The organism is Gordonia asplenii, from assembly GCF_012933505.1.
In the GTDB taxonomy this organism is placed as follows: Bacteria; Actinomycetota; Actinomycetes; order Mycobacteriales; family Mycobacteriaceae; genus Gordonia; species Gordonia asplenii.
Genome location: NZ_JABBNB010000014.1, coordinates 164,060 through 170,801 on the forward strand (window position 1 = coordinate 164,060; position 6,742 = coordinate 170,801).

A 6,742-nucleotide genomic window follows, 5' to 3' on the forward strand; every position below is an offset into this window, starting at 1 on the left:
CTGGCAGAATGGGCGACAAGTGTGCGCGAAGAAAGGGGATTGGGCATGACTGATCTCGTGCAATCCGATGTCGCGACATCAGATGGTGGAGTGGACCGTTTCGAGCGCGTCGACAAATTTCAACGACGCCGGGGCGAGCTGGCCGACGCGACTCTTGCCACGTTGGGTGAACTCGGCTACGCCCGGACCAGTCTGCGGGAAATCGCCCAGAAGACCGAGTTCAGCCACGGTGTGCTGCACTACTACTTCAAAGACAAGATCGAACTGATCACCTTCGGTGTGCGCCGCTACAAGGAGCACTGCGTCACTCGCTACGACGAGGCCGTCGCGACCGCCACGGACGCTCCGCAGTTGGCGGCGGGTTTCGCCGATGCGTTGGTGGACACACTCGTCGTCGACACCGCGATGCACCGGCTGTGGTACGACCTGCGCACTCAGTCTGCATTCGAAGAAGCCTTGCGGCCCACCGTGATCGACCTCGATCATCAGCTGCAGGACATGATCTGGCGCGTCGTCGTGGCGTACGCGAAGCTGCGCGCAGCGACGGTCGCCGTCGACGAGTTCGCTGCCTACACGATGTTCGACGGACTCTTCGAGAACTGCCTCATCCGCTACGTCTCCGGTGACGGCTCTGTGGTGGAAACCCTACGCGGACAAGCCGTTTGGCTGCTCGACGCCGTTTGCCGCGACTGATCGAACCTAGGTTCAGGCCGGTTCAGGCAGCCAGCAGCCGCTTGCCGAGGAATGCGGCGAACCGCGCGGGGTGCGTGTATGGACCGACCAGCGCGCGATGAACTTCGTAGCGAGACACGTCGGTAGTCGTCACGCCGCCCCAGGTGGTCACCGCATACTCGTAGCCGGCGGCTTCGACTTCTGTCAAAGTCGTTGTGTCGTAATCGTTTCGAGTGCCGTTCGGATACGCGAGGATGGGTACCTCGACGCCGATGCGGTCCTGTAGCAGCCGCTTGGACTCGCGCAGGCTGAACTGCTGATCGCCCGCGGACTCGCGCGAGAGGATCGGATGTTCCATGGTGTGCGACCCGACGGTCAGCCCGGCGTCGGGCAGTGTCGCAGCGGCGTCCCAGTCGAGGAACAGGTCGTCGGTGTCGAAACTGCCGCGCGGCTGCAGGCGTTCGACGAAATCCTCGATGAGCGCAGCACGTTCGGTATGCGTCAGCGTCTTGATGTCCTCTTCGACGGCGCGCTGCGCGGCGATCCGGGCGGTCGTGTCGGCCAGTGGATAGTCGACGCCGTCGTAGCTCAGCGATGGCACGGTGGCCTCGGTGATTGCCCAGCCGAGTCGTTCCCACCACGCGTGCACGGTGCGGTCGAGCAGCCCGGGGACCAGGAAGACGGTGGCCGGCATCGACAATCTGCGGAGCAGGGGAGCGGCAAGGGTGAGGTTGTCGCGATAGCCGTCGTCGAATGTCAGCGCGACGGCGCGCGGCGGCAGCTTCTGGCCCGACCGTAGGGCGTCGAGGGCCTCCCGGAGGTCGACGACGTTAGCGACGCGACGCAGGATCTGCAGATGCTGGGTGAAGGTGCGTACGCCGGTGCCCGCGGCGGCGGGCCAGCACCAGGTGCGCTCGATGTTGTGGAATCCCAGAACGAGGAGGCGATTCTGTGCACCCACCAGTGCGGAGGGGCACATAGTCGACATAACGGACAGAATACCCTGTGCTGGGCGTTTGGTGTGAGGTTGCTGTTACAAATCGAGTACCAGGGTGCCGGACGCGCGTGACACGCAGGTCAGCAGGTAGCCGGCGGCCCGCTCGTCGTCGGTGAGGATCGTGTCGCGATGCTCGACGTCGCCCGACTGTGCCTTGATCTTGCAGGTTCCGCAGAAGCCCTGCTGGCACGAGTACGGCACGCTCGGCATCGCCCGGCGGACGGCGGCGAGCATCGACTCGTCGGACGCGACGGCGACGTCGTCGCCGGTCGACGCCAGGTGCACGGTGAACGGCTTGCCGTTCTCCACCGGCGGCGGGCTGAACCGCTCGTAGTGCAGTTCGACGTCGGGCCGCCCCGACAAGTGGGCGCGCAGGCCCTCGAGCATCGGCACCGGGCCGCACGTGTAGATGGCGGTGCCCGCGGCGCCGTCGCCGACGAGCTCTGCCATGGTGGGCAGACCGTGGTCGTCGTCGGTGCGGATCTGCACTTTGTCGCCGTAGCGGGCCAGTTCGGCGCGAAACGGGATCGAGTCCAGGCTGCGGCCGGTGTAGATCATCGACCAGTCGAGTCCGAGCCGCTCGGCCGAGGCGAGCATCGGCAGGATCGGGGTGATGCCGATTCCGCCGGCTATGAATCGCAGAGTCGTTGCGCTGGAACCGAATCCGGGCAACGCGAGGGGAAACGCGTTGCGCGGACCCTTGATGGTGACGACGTCGCCTACCGACAGGGCGTCGTGCACCTCGACCGAGCCGCCGCCACCGTCGGGGATGCGCCGCACCGCGATGCGATAGCGGTCGGTGTCGGCCGGATCGCCGCAGAGCGAGTACTCGCGCATCCGCCCGGACGGGAGCAGCAGGTCGAGGTGCGCGCCGGCGCGCCAGGCGGGCAGCGGCCCGTCGTCGAGCGCCGCGAACGTGAGTGCGATGACGTTCTGATCGTGAGCGACCTGCTCCCGGCCGATGATCCGCACGGCCATTGTGCCGTCGTTGTGGCGGCGACGGCGCAGCGGCGACAGCGCGCCCCACACCGGGAACCAGGTCTTGAGCAGTCCCGTCGCCAGCAACATCGCGGGGTCGCGTTTGAATCGCCCGGTCAACGACGGTGGCACCGACGTCAGATCGGTGGTGTGCGCGGGATGGTTCGACGTCACGTCAACTCGCCTTCCGGGTGGCCGGTGACTTCGCGAGATACGCGACGGCCTGGGCGGTGTCACCCACTTCCACCGGATCGAATCCCGGGCGGAAGTACGTCAGCGACGCCAGCAGGATGTCGCTGATCTTCGGCACGACGTTGAACCGAACGCCGCGCCGGTACTGCAAGAAGCGGTCGAGTTGCTTAATCGCTCCGCTGGGGTCGTTGAGGGAGATGTAGCGGCCGCCGCGGAACACGACGAACAGCAGCGCGGGCATGGCGACGAGCATGGCCCGGCCGCGACGCAGATAGCTGTCGCCGAAGTACACGGCGACCTCGTGGGCCACCGTGCGATGCTCGACTTCTTCTGCCCCGTGCCACAGGAACAGATCGGCCATGGCGGGGTCGGCGTCGACCTCCAGCCAGGAACTATTCAGCGCGAAATCGCCGAGCACCGCGGTGTAGTGTTCGATCGCCGCGATCAGCCACAGTCGCTCGATGAGGTGCTTGCGCTGAGCCTTCGCCGATTCGGTTCCCTTGGGCGCCAGCAACTTTCGGAACAACCACTCCATCTGGCGGTGGTACGGCTCGGGGTCGATGCCGTGTTCGGTGACGAAATTCCAGACCACCTTGTCATGGGCGTCGGCGTGCATCGCCTCCTGCCCGATGAAACCGCGCATCGACGCCGCGAGTTCGTCGTCGCGGACCAGCGGGAGAGCCTCGTTGAACGTCTTCACGAACCACCGTTCCCCTTCGGGGAGAACGAGATTCAGCGCGGTGATGAGATTCGACGCGTACGGGTGGCCGGGGATCCAGTGCAGATCGACGTCGGCGACGTCGAAACTGACGTTGCGGGCGTGCAGTTCGACGGGGCCGGGGTCGGTGTCGACGGGCGTCGTCTCAGTCGTCGATGGCACTTTGTTGCCGCTCGAAGTCATGTCGCCTCCTGTGGGCGTGGGAAGAGTCGGGGAGGAGTGGTTTCGTGGCTCAGCGCAGAATATCGCCGCGCGCCATCAGGCGGGCGAGCCATGGCGTGAAGCGATACACCCGGTAGCCGAGTTTGGCCTCCGGGGTGACCGGGGCGACGGCCTTGTTGGCCTCCAGCGCGGCGACGATGTCCCGAGCGACCTTTTCCGGGCCGAAGTTGCGGCGCTGGTAGAAGCTGTCGAGCCGGTCGCGGTGCTCCTGCTCGACGGCGTCGTCGTCGAAGCCGGCCAGCGGGGTGTTGGACACGATGTTGGTGTTCACGATGCCCGGGCAGATGGCGGTGACGCCGATCCGATGCTCGGCGAGTTCGGCGCGCAGCGATTCGGAGAACAGCAGCACGCCGGCCTTCGACGCCGCGTAGATGCCCAGCCCCTTTTGGGGGGTGAATGCCGCGGCCGAGGCGATGTTGATGATGTTGCCGCCGATGCCCCGTTCGACCATCTGCCTGCCGAATGCGCGGCAGCCGGTCATGACGCCGCGCAGGTTGATCGCGAGGACCCGGTCGAGCTGCTCGTCGGTGGCCGCCAGGGCGCTGCCGCCGAGGCCGACGCCCGCGTTGTTGACGACGATGTCGGCGACTCCGTGCTTCGCGGCGACGGTCGCGGCGAAGGCGTTGAACGCGGCGACGTCGGAAACGTCGAGGTCATAGGAATGCGCCTGCGCGCCGAGCGCCTTGCAATTGATCGCGGTTGCCTCGGCACTGTCGAAGTCGAGGTCGGCGATGACGATCTCGCAGCCGCGCTCGGCCAGCGCGTACGCGGTTTCGCGGCCGATGCCGCTTCCCGCACCGGTGATCACGGCTAGTTTTCCGGTCAACTTGCCGGGCGTCGACAGCACGCGGGCACGGTCGAGGGTGGCCGGCCGATTACCCGAGCGTCCTTCGAGCGAGTCGATGAAGTCGAGTGCGGTCGCGACGAGATAGTCGGGGTTGGTGTAGGGCAACCAGTGGCCGGTGGAGCTGTTGCGCCGCCATAGGTTCTCGGCGTGGGTGTGGGTGTAGTCGTAGATGGTCGGGCGCAGCGCGACGTCGCGCTCGTTGACGATCTCCAGGACCGGCACCTTGGTGGGACGGGGCTCGGGGTCGGCGAGTTTTTGCCGGATGTTCGCGCGGTAGTAGCGCAGCCCGCTGATGGTGTCGGCGGTAAAGGTGTCACCGAGAACCACGTTGTCCTTCGGGGTGCCCTCGATGCGGTGCAGGAATTCGCGCCACAGGCCGGGGCGGCCCGCTGCGCGCCAGAACAGATTCGGCAGCACGGGGGCCTGGAAGAAGCCGGTGTAGGCCGACGATCCGAGTTGCGAGAACGCCTTGGCCAGGTTCGCCGGCGTCGGCCGGGCGAGATTCTTGCGGGCCCACTCCGAGAGGTAGTCGAGATTGGGGCCGGACACCGACACGAACGACTTGATGCGCTTCTCGGCGCCCGGGGTGGTCACGGCCTCCCAGGTCTGCACCGAGCCCCAGTCGTGCGCGACGACGTGCACGGGAGCGTCGGGACTCACGGCGTCGGCGACGGCGAAGAGGTCGGTGGCGACGTCGGCGAGCCGGTACGGGGCGTCGCCGTCGGGCGCGGACGTCTCGCCGTAGCCCCGTGTGTCATATGCCGCGACGTGATAGCCGGCCGCGGCGATCGCGGGCGCGACGTGCGTCCACAGGTGGTGCGTGTCCGGCCAGCCGTGGACGAGCACGACGGTGGGATTCGACTCGTCCCCCAGCTCGAAAACGGCCAGGTCGATGCTGCCGTTGGACACGGTGCGCCGGCGCCAGTCTGCCATGGTTCTCCCTTGTGAGGTCATAACGATGGATTTAGACGTTACCATCGGTTACACCTAGCCGAAAGTGTGTGCTTTGCCAGCTGCAATCGGTGATAGTTTTTACTGGTGCAGAGGCGAGTGCGGGTATTGGGTGTCGAAGTCACCGATCAATCGATGGATTCCGCGGTCGAGCAGCTGCGTGCAGCCACCTGCGGCGACGTCGTGCGCACGGTGGCCTTTCCCAACGCGTCGACGCTGAATCTCGCCGTCGAGGATCGGGAGTATGCCGAGATTCTCAATACGATGGACTTCGTCAGTGCGGACGGCACCGGCGTTCGATGGGCGGCGCGGATGCGTGGCGTGACGTTGCAGGCCAATCTCAACGGCACCGACGTGATTCCGGCGCTGCTGGCGGCGACACCCGGGCTGCGCGTCTATTTCCTAGGCGGCGACGACGAAGTCAACGAGGCTGCGGTGCAGGCGATTTCGCGAGAATACCCCGACATCGTCGTGGTGGGGCGCCATCACGGCTTCTTCGACCTGGATCGTCCGGACGAGGTGCTGGCCGACATCGCAGCCGCGGCGCCGCAACTGCTGCTGGTGGGATTCGGTAACCCGCTGCAGGAGAAGTGGATTGCCGCGAACCGGGCGAGGTTGTCGGTGCCGCTGGTCGCGGGGGTCGGCGGACTGTTCGGCTTCTGGGCCGGAACTCGTACGCGCGCACCGGGATTCACCCGCAGGATCGGCATGGAATGGGTCGACATCCTGGTGCGTGAGCCGCACAAGGCCAAGCGTTACCTGCTGGGCAATCCGGTGTTCCTGGCGCGCGCGCTGCGAATGCGCAAGCAGGATCTGCGGTCCTGAATAGAGGATTTTGAGGCGCCTTGCAGTGTCGGTTCGAGACGACCTCGCTCCCACCCGCTCGTCGAGTGCCGAAGCGAGGAACGAGCTTCGGTGTAACGAGACGTGGCGCGGCGAGTTCGAGACTCTCCGTCACATCGAGAGTCCTTACTGCACAGTGTCTTTCAGGTCGCCTCCCCCTCGTTACACCGAAGCTCGCGAGCTCGCTTCGGCACTCGGGGAGCGGAGGGGACACGTGCGGTCGCCACGGACTTGGGGAGCGGAGGGGACGCCGTGCGCTTGCCGCGGGGCGCGTTGTTCAGCACGTCGCTTCCCCTCGCTCGTCGAGTGCCGAAGCGAGGGA

Annotated in this window: 6 protein-coding genes; 2 read left to right on the forward strand and 4 right to left on the reverse strand. The window is 66.3% G+C overall.

Annotated elements, in window-relative coordinates:
• Window positions 1–45: 45 nt before the first annotated feature.
• On the forward strand, window positions 46–693 hold the full coding sequence (locus tag HH308_RS15155; RefSeq protein WP_170195046.1) for a TetR/AcrR family transcriptional regulator: 648 nt from the start codon (window positions 46–48) through the stop codon (window positions 691–693).
• A 22-nt stretch (window positions 694–715) separates the two neighbouring features.
• Here HH308_RS15155 and HH308_RS15160 read toward each other — a convergent pair whose 3' ends face one another.
• The 4 genes from HH308_RS15160 to HH308_RS15175 are packed head-to-tail and all read right to left on the reverse strand — an operon-like array spanning window position 716 to window position 5,559.
• Window positions 716–1,660 (reverse strand): polysaccharide deacetylase family protein, encoded by a 945-nt coding sequence (locus HH308_RS15160; RefSeq protein ID WP_246284620.1) that lies wholly within the window; start codon window positions 1,658–1,660, stop codon window positions 716–718.
• 45 nt (window positions 1,661–1,705) lie between these two features.
• On the reverse strand, window positions 1,706–2,821 hold the full coding sequence (locus HH308_RS15165; RefSeq protein WP_312870607.1) for a PDR/VanB family oxidoreductase: 1,116 nt from the start codon (window positions 2,819–2,821) through the stop codon (window positions 1,706–1,708).
• A gap of 1 nt (window position 2,822) precedes the next feature.
• Entirely contained in the window at window positions 2,823–3,740 is a 918-nt protein-coding gene (locus HH308_RS15170) for a metal-dependent hydrolase (protein WP_170195047.1), read from the reverse strand.
• Window positions 3,741–3,789: 49 nt separating this feature from the next.
• Complete coding sequence (locus tag HH308_RS15175) at window positions 3,790–5,559, reverse strand: SDR family oxidoreductase (protein ID WP_246284621.1); 1,770 nt, start codon at window positions 5,557–5,559, stop codon at window positions 3,790–3,792.
• A 105-nt stretch (window positions 5,560–5,664) separates the two neighbouring features.
• Here HH308_RS15175 and HH308_RS15180 point away from each other — a divergent pair, with 105 nt between their 5' ends.
• Window positions 5,665–6,402, forward strand: coding sequence for a WecB/TagA/CpsF family glycosyltransferase (locus HH308_RS15180; protein ID WP_170195049.1), 738 nt, complete (start codon window positions 5,665–5,667; stop codon window positions 6,400–6,402).
• The last annotated feature ends 340 nt before the right edge of the window (window positions 6,403–6,742 follow it).